The 18,675-nt window shown below is 52.0% G+C and carries 16 protein-coding genes; 10 read left to right on the top strand and 6 right to left on the bottom strand.

The features are described from left to right. Positions 1-17 precede the first annotated feature (17 nt). From ACFE8Q_RS22930 to ACFE8Q_RS22895, 8 genes are all read left to right on the top strand, one after another. Positions 18-1,187 carry a glycosyltransferase family 4 protein gene (locus ACFE8Q_RS22930; protein ID WP_375447774.1) on the top strand — a complete coding sequence of 390 codons (1,170 nt, stop codon included), beginning with the start codon at positions 18-20 and terminating at the stop codon, positions 1,185-1,187. After that, on the top strand, positions 1,184-2,569 hold the full coding sequence (locus tag ACFE8Q_RS22925; RefSeq protein ID WP_375447773.1) for an O-antigen ligase family protein: 1,386 nt from the start codon (positions 1,184-1,186) through the stop codon (positions 2,567-2,569). Before ACFE8Q_RS22930 ends, ACFE8Q_RS22925 begins: the two co-directional genes overlap by 4 nt. Next, on the top strand, positions 2,566-3,447 hold the full coding sequence (locus ACFE8Q_RS22920; protein ID WP_375447772.1) for a glycosyltransferase family 2 protein: 882 nt from the start codon (positions 2,566-2,568) through the stop codon (positions 3,445-3,447). The genes ACFE8Q_RS22925 and ACFE8Q_RS22920 overlap by 4 nt, the downstream gene beginning before the upstream one ends. A 3-nt stretch (positions 3,448-3,450) precedes the next feature. Then, entirely contained in the window at positions 3,451-4,707 is a 1,257-nt protein-coding gene (locus ACFE8Q_RS22915) for a glycosyltransferase family 4 protein (RefSeq protein ID WP_375447771.1), read from the top strand. Positions 4,708-4,809: 102 nt separating this feature from the next. Then, entirely contained in the window at positions 4,810-5,583 is a 774-nt protein-coding gene (locus tag ACFE8Q_RS22910) for a WecB/TagA/CpsF family glycosyltransferase (protein ID WP_375447770.1), read from the top strand. 19 nt (positions 5,584-5,602) lie between these two features. Next, positions 5,603-6,499 (top strand): glycosyltransferase, encoded by an 897-nt coding sequence (locus tag ACFE8Q_RS22905; RefSeq protein ID WP_375447769.1) that lies wholly within the window; start codon positions 5,603-5,605, stop codon positions 6,497-6,499. A 127-nt stretch (positions 6,500-6,626) separates the two neighbouring features. Next, positions 6,627-8,093 carry a right-handed parallel beta-helix repeat-containing protein gene (locus ACFE8Q_RS22900; protein ID WP_375447768.1) on the top strand — a complete coding sequence of 489 codons (1,467 nt, stop codon included), beginning with the start codon at positions 6,627-6,629 and terminating at the stop codon, positions 8,091-8,093. Between the two features lie 2 nt (positions 8,094-8,095). Further along, positions 8,096-9,742, top strand: coding sequence for a hypothetical protein (locus ACFE8Q_RS22895; protein ID WP_375447767.1), 1,647 nt, complete (start codon positions 8,096-8,098; stop codon positions 9,740-9,742). Here the strand turns inward: ACFE8Q_RS22895 and ACFE8Q_RS22890 are convergent. Next, positions 9,739-10,875 (bottom strand): DUF563 domain-containing protein, encoded by a 1,137-nt coding sequence (locus ACFE8Q_RS22890; RefSeq protein WP_375447766.1) that lies wholly within the window; start codon positions 10,873-10,875, stop codon positions 9,739-9,741. The two genes, ACFE8Q_RS22895 and ACFE8Q_RS22890, sit on opposite strands and share 4 nt — an antisense overlap. Positions 10,876-11,036: 161 nt before the next feature. Here ACFE8Q_RS22890 and ACFE8Q_RS22885 point away from each other — a divergent pair, with 161 nt between their 5' ends. After that, a complete protein-coding gene (locus ACFE8Q_RS22885) occupies positions 11,037-12,050 on the top strand; it encodes a hypothetical protein (RefSeq protein ID WP_375447765.1) in 1,014 nt (337 codons plus the stop codon). A gap of 99 nt (positions 12,051-12,149) precedes the next feature. Here ACFE8Q_RS22885 and tatC read toward each other — a convergent pair whose 3' ends face one another. From tatC to ACFE8Q_RS22860, 5 genes are all read right to left on the bottom strand, one after another. Continuing rightward, positions 12,150-13,025, bottom strand: coding sequence for a twin-arginine translocase subunit TatC (gene tatC / locus ACFE8Q_RS22880; RefSeq protein WP_375447764.1), 876 nt, complete (start codon positions 13,023-13,025; stop codon positions 12,150-12,152). A 115-nt stretch (positions 13,026-13,140) separates the two neighbouring features. Then, entirely contained in the window at positions 13,141-14,448 is a 1,308-nt protein-coding gene (gene glyA / locus ACFE8Q_RS22875; RefSeq protein WP_375447763.1) for a serine hydroxymethyltransferase, read from the bottom strand. A 258-nt stretch (positions 14,449-14,706) separates the two neighbouring features. Continuing rightward, the gene (gene rpsG, locus ACFE8Q_RS22870) at positions 14,707-15,174 is read right to left on the bottom strand and encodes a 30S ribosomal protein S7 (RefSeq protein WP_085410942.1); all 468 of its coding nucleotides are present in this window, start codon (positions 15,172-15,174) and stop codon (positions 14,707-14,709) included. Between the two features lie 163 nt (positions 15,175-15,337). Then, positions 15,338-15,763, bottom strand: a complete 426-nt coding sequence (gene rpsL / locus ACFE8Q_RS22865; RefSeq protein ID WP_085410943.1) for a 30S ribosomal protein S12 — start codon at positions 15,761-15,763, stop codon at positions 15,338-15,340. Positions 15,764-15,842: 79 nt separating this feature from the next. Continuing rightward, positions 15,843-16,367, bottom strand: a complete 525-nt coding sequence (locus tag ACFE8Q_RS22860; protein WP_375447762.1) for a hypothetical protein — start codon at positions 16,365-16,367, stop codon at positions 15,843-15,845. Between the two features lie 225 nt (positions 16,368-16,592). On the opposite strand from ACFE8Q_RS22860, the gene ACFE8Q_RS22855 reads away from it, so the two are divergent. Further along, complete coding sequence (locus tag ACFE8Q_RS22855; RefSeq protein WP_375447761.1) at positions 16,593-18,632, top strand: M13 family metallopeptidase; 2,040 nt, start codon at positions 16,593-16,595, stop codon at positions 18,630-18,632. Positions 18,633-18,675 lie beyond the last annotated feature (43 nt).

Here is an 18,675-nt window from a genome sequence, read left to right as displayed (position 1 = left end):
TATTTAGTACACTTTCTATGAACGTTCTCTGGCTTGCACGAGCCCCACATCCAGCGAAATCAGGACATCCGGTGCCCTGGATGACGGCATTGGCCGCTAATCTGGTCGCGCAGGAGGGAATCTCTATTACCGTTGTCAGCTACAATCCATACATCGACCATGACGACGAAGTAACGCGCGACGGCGTTCGGTACATCTTTCTGAAAGTGCCCGACGACAAGTGGGATCTTTTGACGGGCTATACGCGGCGTATTAAACTAGTGAGCGATTACCTGCGCGATAAAGTAGGTAACCAGACGCTGGGTACGTTCGACCTGCTTCATATTCACGGTACGGAAGAACAGTATCCCGTGATGGCTGCCGGCCTGAACCTACCGAAAGTGGTGTCGGCGCAGGGCTTCGTAACAGAATACTACCGATACCTGCCCAACCGGCCCGACTATCGCCACGCGTCGTGGGCGGTGGCCAGCTATTACGAAAAAAAGTACGCCCCTTCTGTGCGGCACTACATCGGACGTACCCACTGGGACAAGGCCATCATTCATAAGCTGAACCCGAAGGCGGTCATTCACCATAACTGGGAATTGATGCGCCCCGTGTTTTACCAACCCATTGCGCCCCCCAGCGACCAGTCGCCAAACGCCATGCTGTTTGTTGGCGGCCTGCACGACATTAAAGGCATCCGTGAAGCGTTGCGGGCGTTGAGTCTGCTTCGGGAACGGTGGCCGCTCCGGCTTATCGTTACCGGATTTGGCAGTAAACCGGCCCTGCTGGACCTCATTTCAACGCTGGGATTGACCAATATTCCAGAAGATGCCGTTGAACACCGGGGCATGCTGACCGGCGAACAGCTCTGGGCCGCGTACGCAGATGCGTTCTGTCTGTTGCACCCATCCTACATCGACAATAGCCCCAACAGCGTATGTGAGGCACAATTAGCTGGTTTACCAGTGGTTGCTTCAGACGTGGGTGGCGTATCGTCGCTGGTCGAGAACGGGCAGACGGGCCTGCTAACGTCACTCGATCCCGCCAATATTGCGGCGGCGGTTGGTCAGTTGTGGGAAAGTACCTCACTGCGCCAGTTACTGGCCCAGCAGGCACGGGCGGTTTCGCTGGAACGCTTCGATGCGCAGCACATCACCCATCATACCAAGTCGATTTACGAAGCCGTACTGGCAAATCCATGAACATCGAAGAACCGACATACACCTTCCTGCCCGAAACGCCCCAGCCCGCCAAAAAGCCGGGGGTAAAGGCCATTACGTGGGCATACCGGGCTGCGCTGTTTCTGCTCCTGTTTGGCGTAGGCTCGCTCACTTATGGCTCCGATCAGACCAGTCCAATCCTGTCGGCGGTGTCTAACCTGGCCGGTCTGGTGGGAGCTACCTGTCTGTTTATTGGCTACTTCGACTATCCCAGCCCGTATAAACTGGTTGCCTGGGTACTGAGCCTGGCCATATTCGGGCTGGTGCTCGAGTCGCTGCATGTTTACAACCAGTACGTGTATTCATTTTTCGTCATCAAGCGACTGGCCTATTGCGGGTTGGCGTTGCTGGCGTTTGTCATCGCCCGCCGGTCGGGGCCGCTCAAGCTGAGTTGGGCCATCATGGTTATCGGGGCGTTATATTTTTATGGTCAGATCATTCTGGGGAAAATCATGGAGTATAACATGACCTCCGAAAGCCGTTCTACATCGGCCTACGAAGCGTTTTATGTCATGCTGCCGCTGCTGTTTTTCCTGATGCGGTACCTGAAAGATCACCGCATTGCCGACTTCATGGGCTTTCTGGCGTCGTTTGGCCTGATCGTTTTCCTGCTTCACCGTTCCGTTATTTCATCGGCGGTGTTTGGCGTCGCTATCGTGGCGGGCTTGTCCATCGTAGGTAAGCTTAGTGACAGCCGATTACCTATTGGTCGCACTGCTTCTACCCTATTCGTGCTGGCCTTGCTGATTGTTCCGTTTGTAGGGGCACTTTCACCAAAAAAAGTAGACGCTTTCCTGGAAAACATCGGCGGTATTGCAAAACCAACAGAAGACAATACCGGTAACTGGCGCTACGAACAGACGCTCTATTACTGGAGCCAGATACCGGACCGGCTTTGGCTGGGCTGGCGTTATGAAGGCTACGACCGGGGCGAGATCATGGAAAACGAAGATTTCCCGACAAAAGGCACCATCATTCACTCGCAATACATCGACATGCTGTATAATTACGGCATCGCCGGACTAGCCCTCAACATGTTTGTCATTCTAAGTACGCTCTGGATGATGTACTTCCGCAACAAGCGATTTACGCTTGAACAAACTGTGCTGTTTGCGTTCATTGCCAGCGGGTTACTCTTCGGCGTTTCGTACCAATTGCCTATTTACTACTGGGGTTTCGTTGGCCTGGGCCTGTATTACGCAACGAAACCAACGGAAAAAGAGCAGGCCGAAAGCGATCTTAAAACTATACACATTGATCCTCACATGGCTAGTCAGCCAACGCATGTCTACGCGCATCAATGGCCCGTTACAGTACCGAATACCGAATTACCCCGGCAATCAGACACAACAAACTACCTATGATCTACATCGTTATTCCCGTTCATAACCGTCGTGAGCTGACGCGCCGCTGCCTGGCGTGTCTGGCCGCGCAGACGTACCCAGACCATCAGGAGATCGTTGTCGACGATGGCTCTACGGATGGCACCAGTGAGATGATTCAGCAGCAGTTCCCCGAGGCCATTGTGCTGAAGGGCGACGGCAACCTCTGGTGGACCGAAGCTACCAACGTGGGCCTTCGTAAAGCGCAGGAACTGGTTGGCGCAACACCAGGCACCGATGATTTCCTGCTTACGCTCAACGACGATACCGAAGTACAGCCAAACTACCTGCAAACACTGCTCGACACCGAGCGGCAACATTACCCCTGCGTGGTCGGCTCGCCAAGCGTAGACATTGACCGGCCCGACCAACTGGAATATGCCGGTACGAAAATGAACCTCGTGCTGGCGGGCGGCCACCAGATTGCCGACGATTATGGCCGTAGCTACTCAAAACTGGTTAGTCAGGCCGACTTTATCGAGACTGATTCACTGCCCGGCCGGGGTACGTTAATTCCCATGGAAGTGTTCCAGAAAGTTGGCCTGTACAATACGGCTCACTTTGCCCACTACATGGCCGATGTCGACTTTTCGGTGCGTGCGCAGAAAGCAGGTTATCCGCTGCTTATCAGTACCAAAAGCGTAGTGGGTGAACACGTCAGCGCCACAGGCATTTTCCTGAAACAACGTCCCGGCTGGTCTGACTTTATTCAGAGTTTTACCTCCATTCGATCGCCGACAAACCTGACGGTACGCTACCACTTTGCGATGGCCCATTCCAAAACAAAGCTGCTCTACTTCTTCTTCGATGTGGCGCGTATCTGTGGTGGATTCCTCCGCCGTAAGCTTCAACCCGTCTGATCTATGCTGACTATTCTACTATCGGCATATGCCTGTTTGCCAAACCGGGGGTCGGAAGAGGGAAATGGCTGGCACTACTCTACGCTGCTCAGCCAGCGTGGCGTGCGTACGCATTGCATCACCCGCGAAGAGTTCCGCGAAGCCATTGAACCGGAACTGGCAACCGGGCTGTATCCCAACCTGACAGTACATTATGTGGGTGTACCGGCCTGGCTTGATCGGGCGTACGGAAACCTGATAGGCCTGTACGTGCATTACATATACTGGCAGTGGAAAGCAGCGCGGGTAGCGAAAAAGCTGGATCAGACGCAGAATTTCGATCTCGTTCATCACGTCACCTACAGCAGCCTGCAGTTGGGCAGCTTCATGTACCGGCTTAAAAAACCATTCATCTTCGGCCCGGCAGGTGGTGGGCAGCGGGTACCACCCGTTATGAAACACTACCTGGGCAAGTACTACTCGCGGGAGGTCATGCGCGATGCCGTGAGCTGGCTGCTACAACGGGTAAATCCTGGTTTTTACCGCAGTATGCGTCAGGCCGATTATGTGTTGATCTCCAATAGTGACTCGCTTCAACTGGCCCGGACGTATCGGGGAAACAAGCCAATGGAACTGATGCTCGACTCGGGTATCGGGGCCGACTTTCTGGCTCCAAAGCCACAGGAGCGTGTACCTAATCCGCCCGTGTTGAACTTACTGTGGGTGGGTCGCCTGCTGCCCCGCAAAGCGCTGGAGTTGACCATTCACGCCTTCAGCCGGGTAAATCCAGACTTGCCCATCCGTCTGACGATTGTGGGTGGACAAGGTGAAATGGCCGAGCACGTACCAACGTACCTGACCAAATACAACGTGGCTGACCGTGTGGATTGGGTGGGTCATGTTTCGTATGACGAAGTGCTGAAATACTACAAGGAGTCAGACGTATTTCTGTTCACCAGCCTGCGCGACTCCGGCCCTACGCAGGTCACGGAAGCAATGGCCAATACCATGCCCGTGATTACGCTGGCACTTCACGGGCAGGCTGAAATGGTGAATGGCACCAATGGAATCAAAGTGCCGATCGAATCGAGCGAGCAGGTATTGAACGATCTGGCGGCGGCTATCGAACGGTTGTACCATAACCCGGCCGAACGACTCGAAATGGGTCGAAAAGCGTATGAGTTTGCCAAACGGCAAGTCTGGGACGAGAAGATTAACCTCTTTACCGAACGGCTCTATCCAAGCCTGGTGAATCAGACAAAGTTGGTTGGCGTAGTGTAATAAGCATACTGTCATTAGGTAGTCATTCATTGTGGAAACCAAAAATGACCATCAATGACTACCTAATGACAGCAAAGCGTAATGACAATACACATCAACGATATGAAACCATATTCATCACAGACTACCGACTTACCCCGTGCAAGGGTGGTTAGTTTAGGCATAACCTCTGCCACGTTTGCGTCGGTGAAGGAAGCGATTATCGAAGCGGCGAAATTAGGCGAATCACGCACGGTTTGCTTTCCCAACGCCCATATGGTAGTGGAAGCTCAGCAGAAGCCCGAGTTGGCTAAAGCTGTCAATAACTCAGATTGGGTGCTGGCCGATGGCGTACCCCTTTTGTGGGCCATCAAGCGCTTGTACGGCCACCAGCAGGAGCGCGTAGCCGGGATGGATATGATGCCTGCCCTGCTTGAACAAGCGGCTGTCGAACAGATTCCCGTGCTATTTTATGGCTCAACGACCGACCGCCTGAAAGAAGCTGCCGCCGTATGTTACCAGCGCTTTCCAGGCCTGAAAATTGCCGGCCTGATCTCTCCGCCCTTCCGGCCGTTGACATCGGCCGAAGAAGAAGCCGAGGTAGAAGAGATTACCCGGTCGGGCGCGAAACTGGTATTTGTAGCCCTGGGTTGCCCTAAACAGGAATTGTGGATGGGTCGCATGCGGGGGCGGATTCCCGCTGTTATGCTTGGTATCGGCGGCGCGCTTCCTATTCTGACGGGCGAACACAAACGCGCCCCAGCCTGGATTCGGAGCATGGGTCTGGAATGGGTTTTCCGATTGGCCCTTGAGCCACGCCGGCTCTTCCGCCGCTACGCTACAACGAACGCACTGTACGTCTGGCACTTAAGCAAACAGATGATCGGCAGCCATTAACAGTCAACTCCTCAACATCATGAACGCACCAGTTATTCTTTTCGCTTACAAACGGCCCAATGAACTGCGGCAAACCATCGACGCGCTACAGGCCAATTACCTTGCTTCGGAAAGTGATTTATACGTCTTTGTCGATGCGCCGCAGAAACCGGCCGACGAGCCGGGCGTAGCCGAGGTGAAAGCGGTTATTGCGCAGATAAGTGGCTTCAAAAACATTTATCGTCACTATGCCGAAGCAAACATTGGCTGTGCCGATTCGATCATTCAGGGAATCACGACGGTATTGAAAAAACACCCGTCGGCCATTATCGTGGAAGACGACCTGATTACGGCACCCAATTTTCTGGATTACATGAACCAGTGCCTGCAACATTACGCCAAAAACAAGCGGGTGTATTCGATAGCGGGCTACACGTTCCCCTTTCCAAAACCACCCGGCTATACCGACGACGCCTATTTTGTGCCACGCCATAGCCCCTGGGGCTGGGCTACCTGGGCTGACCGCTGGGAATCCATCGACTGGACAGTGGCTGATTATGACCAGTTCAAAAATGACGCTGCCCGGCAGAAAGCGTTTAACAGTGGCGGCTCGGACCTGAGCCGGATGTTGCGGCACCAAATGGAAGGAGCCATCGACGCCTGGGATATCCGGTATTGTTACAGCCGGTTCAAAGCGGGTGGGTTAACCGTTTACCCAACCGTTTCTAAAGTACAGAATATCGGTTTCGGACCGGGCGCGACCCACACCGATATTTTTAACCGCTACAAAACCGAGCTAGATGCCGGTCAACAGCGGACATTCAAATTCCCCGATGTGGTGCAGGCGACAGAGTATTACCATCGCAAGACAATTCAGCGCTACAGCCCCATTACCCGGATTTATAACCGGTTGAAAACGTATGCAGGTATTCGGTAAAATCAATTTACAATGATCAATTAACAGTGATCAGCCTGGCCTGACCATAGCCTTAGCCTGTCAATAGAGTGAGGCTACGCGATGAGCTACCAGTTGATCATTGTTCATTGACTCTCTCAACTTACTTATGAAAACGATACACATAACAATTGCCAGTGTTATACTGCTGGCAGTGATACTAACCAACTGTAAACCAGTTGATATAGATCCGGATACGCTTATACGGCAAACAGCCACCGATACAATAACGCTGGCACAGGTACGTGCCTTCAGCCGGGTTGACGTACCTGCCAATTTCTACCTCACCGACGCGGGCAAACAAGGCTTGTTTGTACTCGATCGCGCTGATAAGACAACCGAAGACAATACCGGCATTGTGCTTGTGACAGCCAACGGCCGCCGCTACAAACGGCAGTTCACCGGCGCAGCCAACGCTGGCTGGTTCAATATCCTACCCGCCGACGACGACATTGGACCTGAGCTTCAGACGGCTATCAACGCCACTACAGGCGACTTGTTTATTCCTGACGGACAGTATGTGCAGCAAACGCCCGTACGCATGCGAACCAACCTGGGTTTGCGTGGCACACCCGGTAAAGTAACCATCACACTGCCCAAAAGCTACGTGTCACTCTTCAGCCCAATCGACTCAGGTCCGTCGTTCGACAACGTGTCGATTGATGGCATCAACTGGGTGGTGACGGCTACCGGAGAAGCTACGTATGGTGTCATCTCGATTGACGGACCAACGGTAAACAACCTGACCATCCAGAACTGCCGCAGTTCGGACGCCGCCGCCCAGGCAAGCGCGAATTTCCTGACACTGAAAATCCAGGCGGGCAAGATGGCCAAAAACGTGACTATCCGGCAGAACGATATTCAGGCAAAGCGCATGGCGTTTGAGCTGTTCAATCACGACAATTACAATGTGTATGCCGGTCAGAACATTACCGTGACGGGCAACACGATCCATGAATGCACGTTTGGAATCTCCCTGTCAGGGCCGCTGGATGGCTTGATGATATCGGAAAACTACATCAAGAACTGTAGCCTGTATGGTGTCGAAATAGCGGGGGCGTCTAAAAATGTAAACATCCTCAACAACAAGTTTGAGGGGACGTTCGACAAATTCATCGAAGGCTCGAACGATGGTTTTGGTAACGGGCTGGTAGTAGGCGGACTTGTTATTGTGGGCAACCAAACGGTGGGCTCCGTTACGGGCGGCATCCAGTTATTCAACGCGGGGGCGGCTCAGTTCAACCACAATACCCTCAACATGAGCGGTCGCCTGGAACTGCTGACCACGTCGAGCGCGGGCGGGGTGTACGAAAGCAACATCATCGTCAGTGGAGCCACTCACGCAATCATTTGCGACAACGCGCCTAACAATACTTTTCGGGATAATACAATCTCGAACAAACCATCGACGGAAAATGTAGCTACATTTAGAGCCTACGGAGAGAAAGCGACCGGGGTCATTGTAGCCAACAATCGGTTCAGTAAAGGAACTGGCGGTGTCTACTTCGACGCCGTATCAGGAGCAAGTTATTCTGTTACGGCCAACATCGATGAATCCGGTAAACCAATCCAGTAAACATGCTGACTACCAACCGGCTGAGTGTAGCACTGCTGCTAACCCTAACCGGCAGTCTGATACTATCTTTATTCGTAAAAGATCGGTATTTATGGATGGATGAGGTACTTAGCTATCTTCTCCTTTCCGATCCGTCGTTAGCCCACACCAACCACGCCATTGTGAGTGGCATGGATGCTAATCCGCCGTTGTTTATTAATGTCTACTGGTTGCTTGGGCATAGCATTAGCCTGAATCCTTTCTTTTTAAAAGGCGTATCCATTGCTCTGTTTGCTGGTACCGTGACCTGGTTTTTCCGGTACATTACCAGGCTGCTCGACCATGAACCTGCGCTATATCGGGTTAATGCGGCCACGCAACGGCACACGGCACTGGTCAATTTTGTAATTATCCTGCTGGCAATCAGCTTAACGTACCTAAACTACACTCTGTCGACTCAGGTACGTACCTACAGCTTGTATCTGCTGTTCGGCTGGGCTTACGTAGTTGTGCTGCATCAGCTACTTTTCCGGGTTCAGAAGCGGCCCTGGCTAGTGGCACATGCGCTGGTAGGTGCAGTATTCATGCTCACCCACAACGTAGCCCTGTTCTACATTGCTGCGTCGGGCGTCTTTTTCGGGCTTCTTTGGCTGTACAGATGGCTCCGTGCCAACGATCACAGCTACCTGCCTGTGGTGGGCACGCACCTGGTAATTGCGCTGCTCTGGCTGGTGTTCTGGTATCCTTCATTTGCCATTCAGGCACAGTCAGGCATTCCACACTCCTGGATTCCCGTCCCTACATTCTGGTTATTCTTTAAAACGATTGGCGAGTTGTTGCCTAATGCATCCGCCCGTTTAGAGGATACGTACCCAATTATGGGTATCCTGCGAGTACTGCTGGTCGCGGGCCTTTTTAGCCTGATTGCCGTTCCCCGGCTTCAGAAGCAACGGCTCGCCGCTTTCAGCGATCCGGCCTTTGCGCTCTACCTGCTGTCAGGATTTATCGTTGTGTTTACGCTGCTACTGGGCCTGGTTGTCTCTCTCGTCCACACGTCGGTGTTCCTGAACCGCTATTTCTGGCCATCAACGCTCTTGCTGATTTATCAACTACTGTACGCGGGCTGGTGGATTAATGACAGGGCGTCGTTGCCTGTGTGGTCTAACCTGCGCCAACGAATTCCATCGGTTTCGCCTGTTTTGCAATCGCTTGGTGTGCTGGTTTTCCTGTTACTGATTGGTGTATTTATCGTTTACCAGAACAAAAAGATACCGCTATTTTCCGGCGAGATCCGCCATGATGTCGACAAGCTAAAGCCGGGTCAACCCGTCTTGTTTGAGTCAGCGTACTACTTTTTACCCATCCGGTATTACCAGTCGCAACATCCGATTTATTACATTTTGGACTGGCAAACGGCGCTGGATAAGCGGAATGTGCTGGAGTCGACCACCGACTACAAGATTTTAGAAGGGGTGGCCGAAAACTACCGCCTGAAAGGGATTATCCGGTCCAATCAGTTCAATGCAAGGCAGTTCAACCATCATTTTTACGTAGTAGACGAGGCTAGCCGGTATCAGATCGAAGCGTTTGTTGCCCGCGGGCAGGTTAAAGTACACCAGATCATCCCAACCGGTGTAGCAGGCCATCGCATTCTAGACTGTTCTTTCTAGCTAACCTCGGCCAGTAAGTTGATCAGACCGCGCTCTACTTCATCAACGGATACCTCTACATCGGCATCAACGAATGTGTAGTGGCTGTCAGCTACGGGTCCCAGGCAGTAAGCTGCGTATTTGATGCTGAGAATCTGCGCCAGGTAGCGGAAATATTCGGGGCGATAATTTGGGGCAAAAAATTCAAGCAACTGTGTACCAGGTCTGCACCAGATCAGGTTGGCAAACGAAGCACCATGCGGCCCAACGATGATGGATGCGGTTCGATACAGCTCAATCTGCTCCAGAACAGAACGAGGTTTATCTTCGATTATCTCAAAACCATACTGGCTAAGCATAGCCGTCAGTGCGTTTTCGTTCACCACCTTGCGCCTGCCCTTGCGACTGATGTAGAGCCGCCTGTTCGGTGCCGATTGGGGAGGCTGCAATTGGCCTTCAACGATCGCTTTCAACGCCAGTACATCGGCGGCGGCGGGGTAAAACCAGCTACTGTTGTTGGCCAGTACACAATGATCAAAACGGACGGCTTGCTGACGGCTATCGAGTAGACGTTCAGGTGGAATGCCTAGCAGAGCCATCAATTCAGGTTCAAAAGAACTATGAAGTAATGGGTACGAAATCACCGCCTCGGCGAACATAGCTGGCGACAGAACTGTTTTGATACGGGCAAGCTTACCGGCAACAAACAGCAGGAAATCGTAGTAGCCACCCCAGTAATGACTCCAGGGCGCAACGACGATGGACTGATTGCTTACCGGGCGGCGATCCGGTTTGATCAAATCAGGCAATAATGCCTGGTTACCAAAATCCGTATCCAGAATACCATTCGCTATATTTAGGTTACCGCTGCGCAGAAGTGTTGCTTTAGCGGTTGTATTGGGATAATTCCAGACAAAATCAGGATCGGTTTGTATCTCTTTTGAATGAAATAGTTCTTTTTGGGCATCAGTGATGTCGTACACAGCGTCCAATACCAGAGAGGACTTTACTGCATAGCTGACCTGATAAGGACGCATCAACTCGTCAGTCTGCGCTTTGGTCAGCAACCTAAGTCCCACCAGGCGTAATAAGGTGGGCGAAAAGCTTTTCAGGCGATCCTTTACTCGTTTGGAAATGACGGTCAACGTTGGCATTCGAAACGGGTTGGTGGTTATTTAAGCTACGCATAACCGACCAGTTTGACTATCTTTTTGCGTTCAAAATGAGGATTTGGCCCAAAAAAGGTGAATCGTACCATTACCTCACTTTTATCTGGTAAGTCAGGCCCTAGTCTATAAACATACGTACATAAGCGATGAACAATACCCGTTCTTTACCTACAGATAAAGCTGGCCACTCAAGCAATGCCGGTTTACCCAACTCCGGGTCGAGATTACAGGTGAGTCGTTCGGCCTTAACTTTCGATCGCACTGATCCTGGCGACGAAAGCTTTCTGACATTACGGATTACGCCACCGCATCCCAACACGCTCATCGTCGTTACTATTGACGATGCCAGTCTGTTTCAGGTAGCGGCTGGTATCGAACGGCTGGCCTTTAAAGAGGCATTGACTTTCAAGCCCGAGCCAACAGGCTCCTACATACACCTGCGCTACACGCCCGAGCGGTCAGGACGCCACCAGTCAACCATGACGATTGAGGTACCGGCTACCGCCGAAACAGTGAGCGTCTTGCTGACCGGCCGTACCACGGGTGTAGCGTTACCAGGCGGCAGCCTGGCCTTGCCTGTCGCATCAACGCCACGTTCTACCAATGCGTTAACCAGAAGCCTCCTGGTTGGTGGTTTACTCATTGGCATTGGCTTTGCCGGTTACACCTACCGTTGCCAGCTATGGCCTGCCAACTGTAGCCCATTCAGCTCGGCTACAACACCGGCCGTTCAACAGGAAACCAGTGTTCCTGATGGGGCAGCGGCGGCTGAAACAAAGGATGCGCGGGAAGATCCAGCGTCTGAACCAAAGCCGAAATCCGTAGACAGGGTTGCCAAAGCAAGACCTTCAGAAACGACAGAGGCCAACGACCGCCCGGTTGATCCCGTTATAAAAAGGAAGCCATTGACAGCAGACGCACCTGCGGAAACGGCAAACCGCTCAAAACAAACGGATAACGTACCTGTGCGAAACCGGGAAATAAAAACAGAAAAAGCGGCGGAAGTACCAGCTCGAAAAAAGACGACGATTGCTAACCCAACGGCGGTTCAGCAACGTACCCAGCCTACTCCGGCAGCGCCAAAGCCGAAGCCATCAACAAAACCAGCCAATACGGACGAATCTGAACTGGAACGGGTGCTCAATCGAGGCTCGAACTGAGGCCACCAGTTATCTATCTGAAAACAACGTACCTGAAAAGCAAAAACTCCCGATTACAGACAACGTAATCGGGAGTTTTTGCTTTTCAGGTACGTTGTTTTATTTTAGTTCAGCCAGGCGGGCGCGTTGCACAGAGCGCGACACCAAAATGCTGACCTCATAAAGAATAACCAGCGGGAAGGCGACCAGCAACTGGCTGTAGATATCCGGCGACGGCGTAATGACACCAGCTACCACTAGAATTACGATCCAGGCGTGCTTGCGGAACGTACGCATGAACGAAGGCGTCAGCACGCCCACTTTCGAGAGTACGAACGCGATCATCGGCATCTGAAACATCAATGCGCAACCAAGCGACAGCGTAGCCAGAATGCCAATGTATGATGTGATATCGTACTGGTTTTTGATTTGGGGAGACAACTGCCAGTTAGCCAGGAAGTTGATAGCCAGCGGAGATGCCACGTAGTAACCGAATAGCAAGCCCATCAGGAAAAGCATCGACACGAAGAATACAGCACCACGAGCGGCATTCTTCTCCGTAATCTTCAAACCGGGCTTGATAAACCGCCACACCTCCCAAAACGCGTATGGGAAAGCAAACGCTAACCCAATGATGAACGAGATCGTGATTCCCATCGTGAAGTTGTCGGACATGCCGAGCGCCTGTAACTGGAAATCAAGTTTTTTCACGCACAGATCGGCGTAACCCGTTATGTCTGCTAATCGGCACAACTGACGATACGCCCAGAAATCGGGGCGGGACGGAGCCAGAATAATCAAATCAAAAATTTCGTGGATGTACACGAACGCGATAATCGCGAAGACGAAAATGGACGCAAAAGCGCGCAACAAGTGCCAGCGAAGAGCTTCCAGATGTTCCAGAAAGCTCATCTCGGTACCATCGCCCGGTTCTATTTGGTCGGTGTCGTCGCCGTCGTCGTACCCGCGTTGATCGAATGCCTGATCTAATGCCATTTTTAATGAGTGAAAGAGTGAATGAGTGAAAGAGTGAATGATTGCTGACGCCTGAGTCGTTGCTGATGGAGTGGCAACCATTCACTCTTTCACTCATTCGCTCTTTCGCAATTGGTTATGCGTATAACGGAAATGCCTTCATCCAGGCGTTAATTTTCTCCCGAACGGTGCTAATTTTCTGATCGTTGTCGTGGTTCATCAACACCTCGTCGATATACCCCACAATTACCTCCATATCAGCTTCCTGCATACCGCGGGTAGTCATGGCCGCCGTTCCAACGCGCATCCCCGACGTTACCATCGGCGACTTGTCATCAAACGGAACCATGTTTTTATTAATTGTAATATCAGCCTTGATCAAAGTGTTCTCGGCCAACTTGCCCGTCAGGCTCGTGGCCTGTCCGCCTTTCGTACGTAAGTCAATTAGCATCAGGTGGTTATCTGTTCCGCCTGAAATAATCCGATAGCCTCTTTCGGTGAATGCTTTCGCCATTGCCTGCGCGTTGGCTTTTACCTGTACGGCGTAGTCGTAGAATTCATCGGTCAAGGCTTCACCGAAGGCAATTGCTTTCGCTGCGATAATGTGCTCAAGCGGACCGCCCTGCGTACCGGGAAATACACCCGAATCGAGCAGCGACGACATCATCCGCAGTTCCCCTTTCGGCGTTTTCAGGCCGAACGGGTTTTGGAAATCGTTACGCAGCATGATCAAACCGCCGCGCGTGCCCCGTAGGGTTTTGTGCGTGGTCGTGGTCACGATATGGGCGTGGGCAAGCGGGTCATTCAACAGCCCTTTAGCAATTAAACCAGCCGGGTGCGACACGTCGGCCAGCATCAACGCCCCCACCGAGTCAGCAATGGCGCGAAGGCGTTCATAGTCCCAGTCACGGCTGTAGGCCGATGCACCACAGATCAGCATTTTAGGCTTTTCGCGCTGCGCTGTTTCTTCAACCACATCGTAGTTGATCACGCCCGTTTCCTGTTCAACACCGTAAAAAGTTGGCCGGAAATACTTACCCGAAATATTCACCGATGAACCGTGCGTCAGGTGACCGCCGTGGCTGAGGTCGAAACCGAGAATAGTGTCGCCCGGCTTTAACGTTGCCAGAAAAACGGCTGTGTTGGCATTGGCACCTGAGTGGGGTTGTACATTGGCCCAGGTAGCACCAAACAATTCCTTTACCCGATCAATGGCAACCTGCTCCACCTCATCAACAACCTCACACCCACCGTAATAGCGTTTGCCAGGCAAGCCTTCGGCGTATTTATTGGTCAGTACACTACCGGCGGCTTCCATCACCTGAGGCGATACGAAGTTCTCGGAAGCAATCAGTTCGATGCCCGACTCCTGCCGGTGTTGCTCTTTGGCAATCAGATCAAAAATCTGCGTGTCGCGGGTACGGGTGGTCGTAGTTGTGGTCATTTTTTAAGGAAGTTCAATGGTTAAGGTTCAATATCTAACGTTGCGCTGCTAACAAAAACAGTTAATGAGCCAGCAAGGCAACGTTAGACATTGAACCTTAAACAGTAGACCCATTTTTGTACCCTTCAAAGGTACGGTGTTTCGGTCAGATGCGATTTATCGGCCATTAAAAAAGCCCCTCCATATAGAAGGGGCTTTTCAGAATTGCCGAACCTATCGCGTTCCAAAAAACGGCAAGGTTTATAGAGCGAACCCGGTCTAGAACCGGAAGTGTGAGAACGCTTTGTTGGCTTCGGCCATGCGGTGGGTGTCATCCTTCTTTTTAACGGCGGCACCTTCACCTTTAGCAGCAGCAATGATTTCACCGGCCAAACGGTCTACCATTGTTTTTTCACCGCGTGAACGGGCAAAGCGGATAAGCCATTTCATGCCTACCGAGACTTTCCGATCTGCGCGTACTTCGGTGGGCACCTGGAAGGTGGCTCCACCGACGCGGCGGCTTTTAACCTCAACCGAAGGCATTACGTTGTTCAACGCTTTCTTCCAGGTATCGATACCGCTTTCGTTGGTGCGCTTGGCAACCAGGTCAATGGCATCATAGAAGATTGCGTACGACAGCGACTTCTTGCCTTCGTACATCAAATTGTTTACAAACTTGGTTACCAGGACCTCTTTGTACTTAGGATCAGGCAACACGTACCGCTTGGGTGGTTTCGACTTTCTCATTGTGTCTTCAGATTTCTCTTACTCTGCCGTAGTCTTTCAACGGGCAGTCTGATTGATTTCGGAATGGGGATCGTGGATTTCGGATCGGCGTCGCTAATAGACACACTTGGGTGTGGCGGAACAAATCCGAAATCCACGATCCCAATTCCGAAATCACTTCACCTTATTTCTTTTTCTTAGCTGGGGCACCTTTGCCTTTTGCGGCAACAACCTGACCTGGCTTCGGACGCTTGGCGCCGTACTTCGACCGGCTTTGCAGACGGCCGCTTACGCCAGCCGTATCGAGCGCTCCGCGCACGATGTGATAACGTACACCCGGCAGGTCTTTAACCCGACCACCGCGAATAAGCACGATTGAGTGCTCCTGCAGGTTGTGGCCTTCTCCTGGAATGTAGGCGTTAACTTCTTTCCCGTTCGACAAACGAACACGGGCTACTTTGCGAAGCGCCGAGTTGGGCTTCTTGGGAGTGGTCGTGTACACACGCGTACATACACCCCGACGCTGAGGACACGCATCAAGAGCTGGTGACTTCGACTTGAAGTTCAGCTTCTCGCGGCCTTTGCGGACTAACTGTTGTATGGTAGGCATTAACTAATTGGTTTTTTTGCTATGGCTATCCCAAAAAAATGGGAGTGCAAAGGTAAGAAAAAAAGAGCAACAAGCAACCTTATCGCTTGGAAACCCGAGTCAATGTGGCTAACTGTCGGCTACGTATTGGGTACGTTAATACGGGCGATGCCGCCGGGCCGGTCGTGCGCGGTTGGGCTTCGGCGAAAAATAACGCGAAACCAACACGGTCTGGATCGGTAAGAAACGTGTAGGTTGTGGTGATCAGACTGTTCCCAACTGAAAACTGACTCGTTAGCTGATCGCCGATTTTAGCAGCATCAAGTACGATTCCGTCTTTCTCGTCGATCTGATAAACGCCATTAGCTGCATTTACGGCAACCAGTTCGTAAGCGCGAACGGCCTGTTGCCCATACTGAATCTGAAACGCATACCGGCCCGGCTGTCCTCGCAGCGAATCGATGGTAAGGCGCATAGACAGGGTTTGCGGAAGCCGATTACCTGGATTGGTGATCTGAAGCGTACCTTCCCAGGTACCAAAATGGCTCCGTGGAAAACGGGGCAATGCCTGACCAAAGACGCCCCCGGTCAGGCAGACTAGCACAGCAATAGGTAGATAGCGCATCAAGGGTAGTTGTTAAGTGATTAGTGCGTCTGTAGGAGCATCAACCCGCTACGCTGGCCCTGTGTTTTATGATCGTTCGATTGTAAAATAAATGGATAAACTGTTTACGGCAAATGACCAGCAAATAGCCGGTAATAACGCCGAATGACCCTAAACTTTAGTAGCTGAAGACAGCAAATTCCTGATTAAATTTGGTGTTTAAATACGTTTCAACTTCATCTGTTCATGAAAAAACAGTGCCTCGTTGTGGCTGCTGCGCTGCTGGTTGCAGGTAGTACCACGCTTGCCAATAATCCTCCTAAAAAGGCATCTCCGCCAGATCAGCGCAAATTCATCGATCCAAAAAACATGGACGCCAGCGTGAAGCCGGGCGATGATTTTTACCGCTATGCCAACGGAACCTGGCTTAAAACGAACGCCGTTCCCGCGTCTAAAACGTCGTGGGGAAGCTTCAACGAACTCCGCGAGAAAAGCGTGGAAGCTATGCGGAGTTTACTCGAAGAAGCGGCCAAGAATCCAAAGAAAGGCCATTTACAGCAAATGGTGGGTGATTTCTATGCTAGCGGTATGGATAGCCTTACCATCGAAAAACGGGGTTGGGATCCGCTCAAACCTGACTTTGCCCGCGTTGACAAGCTACAGAACCTGACCGACGTGCTGAACGAACTAGGATACCAGCGTCGGCAGAGTAACGGCATGCTACATGGTTTCTCGGTATCGCAGGACCGTAAGAACGTCAGCAAATATTTGCCGCAATTTGGTCAGGGCGGCACTACCCTCCCCGACCGTGATTATTACCTGAAAAACGACCCGAGAAGTACCAAAATCCGCGATGCGTACCGCGATCACCTGACAAAGATGTTTGGCCTGATCGGCGACGCACAGGCGGCCCAAAGTGCCGATAAGGTAATTAAGCTGGAAACGGCACTAGCTCGCGCTCAGATGGCCCGTGTAGACATGCGCGATCCGTATAAAACGTATAATAAACTGACAGTCAAAGACTTCGACCAGCTAACACCGCATATCAACTGGGTTGACCAGATGAAGCGGTTTGGCGTTGAAGGGCAGGACACCGTACTGGTGAGTAACCTGAACTTCTTCAAGGCGATGGACAGCCTGCTGGTAGCAACGCCCGTAGCTGACGTGAAGACGTATATGCGCTGGAATCTCCTGCGCGGTGCTGCACCGTACCTGAGTTCACCCTTCGTAAACCAGAATTTCGCCTTCTCAAAAGTGTTGACGGGTCAGAAAGAGCAAACGCCCCGCTGGCAGCGCGTGAGTAGCCTCATCGACGGTACACTGGGCGACTTGCTGGGTCAGTTGTATGTGCAGAACTACTTCAAGCCGGAGGCCAAGCAACGGATGATGACCCTGGTGGATAACCTGGAGGCATCGTTCAAAGAGCATATCAATGGCCTGGAGTGGATGACCCCGGAAACCAAAAAGAAAGCGACCAATAAACTGGTGTCGTTCAAACGGAAGATCGGCTACCCCGACAAGTGGAAAAACTACGACGGTGTTACCATTAAACGCAATGACTTCTTCGGAAACGTAGACGCGGCGGGTCAGTGGTCATACAACTACATGATCAGTCGCCTGGGTAAGCCCGTTGACAAGACCGAGTGGGGCATGACACCACCGACGGTAAACGCTTATTACAACCCTGTAAACAACGAAATCGCGTTTCCGGCAGCTATTCTGCAATTCCCATTCTTCGATGCCGACGCCGATGATGCGATCAACTACGGTGGCATTGGTGCTGTAATCGGTCACGAAATGACTCACGGATTCGACGATCAGGGACGCCAGTACGACGCCGACGGTACGCTCCGCGACTGGTGGACAAAGGCCGATGCCGACAAGTTTAAAGAGCGGGCCGGTAAAGTAGAAGCGCAGTTCTTTGGCTACAAAGTACTGGATACCCTGGCCGTAAACGGCAAACTGACACTGGGCGAAAACCTGGCCGATCTGGGTGGCCTGGCCATTGCCTACGATGCCTTCAAGAAAACGAAGCAGGGCAAAGGCAACACCGCGATCGACGGATTCACGCCCGATCAACGTTTCTTCCTGTCGTGGGCACAGGTTTGGCGCATCAACGTACTGCCCGAGCAGCAGGCGCAATTGATTTTGACAGACCCCCACGCACCCGGCCAATACCGATGCAACGGCCCGCTGAGCAACATCGACGCCTGGTACAATGCCTTCAACGTGAAAGCTGGCGACAAGCTGTACAAAGCGCCGGATCAGCGAATAAGAGTCTGGTAAAACAACATACGTTGTTCAAAGTTAAAGGTTCAACGTCCAACGT

This window comes from uncultured Fibrella sp. (genome assembly GCF_964250085.1).
In the GTDB taxonomy this organism is placed as follows: Bacteria; Bacteroidota; Bacteroidia; order Cytophagales; family Spirosomataceae; genus Fibrella.
The sequence above is the reverse complement of the archived record's forward strand: the minus strand, read 5'-3'. Positions and strand labels throughout refer to the sequence as shown.

Coding starts and splice junctions, on each gene's coding strand:
- ACFE8Q_RS22930 (WP_375447774.1), top strand. CDS start 18: ATGAACGTTCTCTGGCTTGCACGAGCCCCACATCCAGCGAAATCAGGA.
- ACFE8Q_RS22925 (WP_375447773.1), top strand. CDS start 1,184: ATGAACATCGAAGAACCGACATACACCTTCCTGCCCGAAACGCCCCAG.
- ACFE8Q_RS22920 (WP_375447772.1), top strand. CDS start 2,566: ATGATCTACATCGTTATTCCCGTTCATAACCGTCGTGAGCTGACGCGC.
- ACFE8Q_RS22915 (WP_375447771.1), top strand. CDS start 3,451: ATGCTGACTATTCTACTATCGGCATATGCCTGTTTGCCAAACCGGGGG.
- ACFE8Q_RS22910 (WP_375447770.1), top strand. CDS start 4,810: ATGAAACCATATTCATCACAGACTACCGACTTACCCCGTGCAAGGGTG.
- ACFE8Q_RS22905 (WP_375447769.1), top strand. CDS start 5,603: ATGAACGCACCAGTTATTCTTTTCGCTTACAAACGGCCCAATGAACTG.
- ACFE8Q_RS22900 (WP_375447768.1), top strand. CDS start 6,627: ATGAAAACGATACACATAACAATTGCCAGTGTTATACTGCTGGCAGTG.
- ACFE8Q_RS22895 (WP_375447767.1), top strand. CDS start 8,096: ATGCTGACTACCAACCGGCTGAGTGTAGCACTGCTGCTAACCCTAACC.
- ACFE8Q_RS22890 (WP_375447766.1), bottom strand. CDS start 10,875: ATGCCAACGTTGACCGTCATTTCCAAACGAGTAAAGGATCGCCTGAAA.
- ACFE8Q_RS22885 (WP_375447765.1), top strand. CDS start 11,037: ATGAACAATACCCGTTCTTTACCTACAGATAAAGCTGGCCACTCAAGC.
- tatC (WP_375447764.1), bottom strand. CDS start 13,025: ATGGCATTAGATCAGGCATTCGATCAACGCGGGTACGACGACGGCGAC.
- glyA (WP_375447763.1), bottom strand. CDS start 14,448: ATGACCACAACTACGACCACCCGTACCCGCGACACGCAGATTTTTGAT.
- rpsG (WP_085410942.1), bottom strand. CDS start 15,174: ATGAGAAAGTCGAAACCACCCAAGCGGTACGTGTTGCCTGATCCTAAG.
- rpsL (WP_085410943.1), bottom strand. CDS start 15,763: ATGCCTACCATACAACAGTTAGTCCGCAAAGGCCGCGAGAAGCTGAAC.
- ACFE8Q_RS22860 (WP_375447762.1), bottom strand. CDS start 16,367: ATGCGCTATCTACCTATTGCTGTGCTAGTCTGCCTGACCGGGGGCGTC.
- ACFE8Q_RS22855 (WP_375447761.1), top strand. CDS start 16,593: ATGAAAAAACAGTGCCTCGTTGTGGCTGCTGCGCTGCTGGTTGCAGGT.